The sequence below is a fragment of the Pyrobaculum sp. genome (assembly GCF_049971835.1).
Taxonomy (GTDB): Archaea; Thermoproteota; Thermoprotei; order Thermoproteales; family Thermoproteaceae; genus Pyrobaculum.
Genome location: NZ_JBMFKV010000213.1, coordinates 1 through 2,853, shown reverse-complemented (window position 1 = coordinate 2,853; position 2,853 = coordinate 1). Strand labels below are relative to the sequence as shown.

Below are 2,853 nucleotides of genomic sequence, written 5' to 3'. Positions count from 1 at the left end.
ACCCCCACGTCGGGCGCCCGCCTATGCGTGCCGCCTACACGCCCCAGCCCACATGCGGCGCCGCACTGCAACAAGCCCTGTCTGGGGCCTACGTCGTTTGAAACCCCGCCGTCATATTGCCTACCTACACCCAGCCCTCGAGATACTCATGGCACATTACTTCCACCACGTGCACCCCTTCACTAAATGGTGCTCTACGCCTCGCCATCAATCAGAGAGCGGGCCGTCACCACTTCACATGATTAGGCGCGCGCCTCACCTCAATCGGGCGACTCATAAGTCCGAATTAAGGCATAAACGTTAATACATCCCACAGCTGAGTAGGTATTGGCGGGGCACGACGTCTCAGGGGCCTATCCAGCTAACCGCCTCGTATGGGCGACCAAGACTGCACAATCTTCGGACTGTGTACAACGCGGCCATTACCGATGTGTAGGTAAGTAGATACCTCGCCCAGTTAAGGAAGGTGAAGCGGGGATCGTCTCCTATTGCTACCAGCGCCCAGTCGGGTAATAAGTTGGCAAATTCAACAGGTACGTATAATACACCCACGGCGTATTGCAGGACGAAGGTAGTTACCACACCTTTAAGCCTCCAAAGCCTCCAAGAGGCCCACAACAAGCCGAGCCAGCCCCAGCCTAAGAAGAACAATATGGAGAGAGACGCCAGGAGGAAGTGGGGATAGATAAAAGATGACGCCCACAAAGCCGCTCCAAAAGCCGCGGCCGTGTAGAAGTAACGGCGGCAAGCCACGAAGAAACACACGGCTGACGCAACAGAGAAGGTGTAGGCCACGCTGGCGCGGATAAGCTGGGCACTTCCAAGAGGGAGTAAAGGCGCCGAGAGGAGGGCGAACAACCCGAGGAAAAAAAGACTACTGGATTTTAAGATAGAACCTCCCAATCCCCAACGCATAGGGCTCCAAGGGGCTCGTAAAGTAGCTAGCGCTGTCAAACATCGCATAGGAAAAGAAGTCTGCATATATTCCACGTCCCCCTCCAACAGGTTTGGTAGGGTGGTAAAAGTAGTAATCAATTAACATTGAAATCTTCACCCTAAGCCCACCTGTGTAAGACGGCAACTCCCTTGTACTCATATACCAACCCGCCGCCGTTATATACCCCGTGCCTGCGTCGTAGCCGTGAGTAATCCAGTCTGAAGACGGCGCACAATTGACATTACCAGACACAGGTACTAGCATTGCGAATACACCAAGCCCCCAAGATACATAGCCGATAGGCCCTAAAAACGAGGGCATTGACAACCCAAAGATCTTGCTTATCACCTCGTAACCGGTAATTGTATTTCCGATTATGTTAGTAACTGCAGAGACGATGGAGGCAAAGGCCTCAAGCCACGGGTTCTGCCCTTCAACACTGTAGTAAGTGGTTAACGAGGCAACTGCGCCGTCCTTCACACCCTCAAATGCCAGACAAACCCTCTTAAGCTTAAGATCTCGATCTAGAGGTATATATTGTAGTGAAACCCGAGGAACTTGCGGGGTACGTAGGCCGACATCAGAGCCTGCTTGTGTGGTTAGTGCGGCGTAGCCTAGTATGTAGATGTCGCTCCACGGGGATATCGACTCGTTTTTTGGATTATACGGTGGATACCATACAGAAAATGCTAGATAATCTCTAAAAACAATTGCTGGAGCTCTGTTTATATATAAATATCTATTCCAGTAATTTATCCAATTGTTGGCATTATGTCTCCATATCTCTGGCCAGCGTTGGCCGTAGGCGAATAGAGATGTAAATCTCACATATACGTGGTATGTATAGCTGGCGTAGAGGCTGGGGCTGAACTCTATGATTAGTGGTATTACCGTGGAGTTGGCGGCGAGTAGCGGCACTATGGCGGATTCTGGCAACGTCCCGTAGATGTCGTTGAAGTAGTAAGTGTCGCACTCAGCTGATGTGTATTTCTGTCCTGTGGCTGTGATGTAGGCGTTTGGATCTGCCGGCGTGTATATCTTCACTGTAAGAGTCGTGCTGGGGCTACATGTAACCACGGCCAGTCCCCTAAGTGCGATGTTTACCGGCATTTGGGCGCCTGGCGGAACTCTTACAGTGAAGAGGAGCCTAGATACCCGCACGCCGTAGTAATAATCGGCTGAAAAGGTGTATCCAGGCTGGCCCACAGAGGAGAGCCAGTTGGCTGTAAGTAGCGAGTAGACAGAGCCATCCCAAGGCGCTGGCCTGCTGTACGCCACAGCTATGGAGGCGTTTATGGGGACGTTTCGCGGATTATACACCTCCGCGTAGAACCACAAATAGCTGTTGGCATATAGAGCCGCGCTTATACGTGCTAGTAAATAGCGGCCGATGTTTGGAGCATTCTGCGTGCTTCCCACGCAGGTACTGGAGGTGGGCGACGCCGGAGGAGTTGAGGTTGGCGTGGAGTAGGGGCAGAGGTAGAAGCGGAAGGTATTACTCGACCCTCCTTGGATGGCTAGGTATATGTCTGATACGCCGTGGCCGAGATACGCCCAGGGGGTTGTGCCCATCACAAAGTCGTTATTAGCATAGCCCGTGGCGTTAAAGAACCTAACAGGCGTGTAGCTGGTAAAGATCACGTTTTTTGAGTTAATCGGCGAGGCCGGGTTGAAGACGTACCTAGCCCAGCTACTGACCGCCGTACCGCTTTTCGATTCTGTGTAGTAGGTAGGCTCCACCTGTCCGTCTACCCCGCCGATCTGAGCACTGCTGTTACCCCGGCCTCTCGGCGTTTTTGGCTTTCTGACATCCAGAGGCTTGCCTTTGTAGTAGTACCTCCCGCCCCTCTCCTCGGCGTCTAGGTATACGTAGTAAGCCACGGCATTTGGTATCTCCGTGGAGTTCTTTGCAAAGA

2 protein-coding genes are annotated in these 2,853 nt (G+C 52.5%); both read right to left on the bottom strand.

Going from position 1 to position 2,853, the window contains the following annotated elements:
• Positions 1–345: 345 nt before the first annotated feature.
• Entirely contained in the window at positions 346–753 is a 408-nt protein-coding gene (locus ACP5J3_RS12545; RefSeq protein WP_428495995.1) for a hypothetical protein, read from the bottom strand.
• A 121-nt stretch (positions 754–874) separates the two neighbouring features.
• Positions 875–2,853 (bottom strand): hypothetical protein (locus ACP5J3_RS12540; protein ID WP_428495994.1); only part of this gene is annotated, 1,979 nt, incomplete at its 5' end.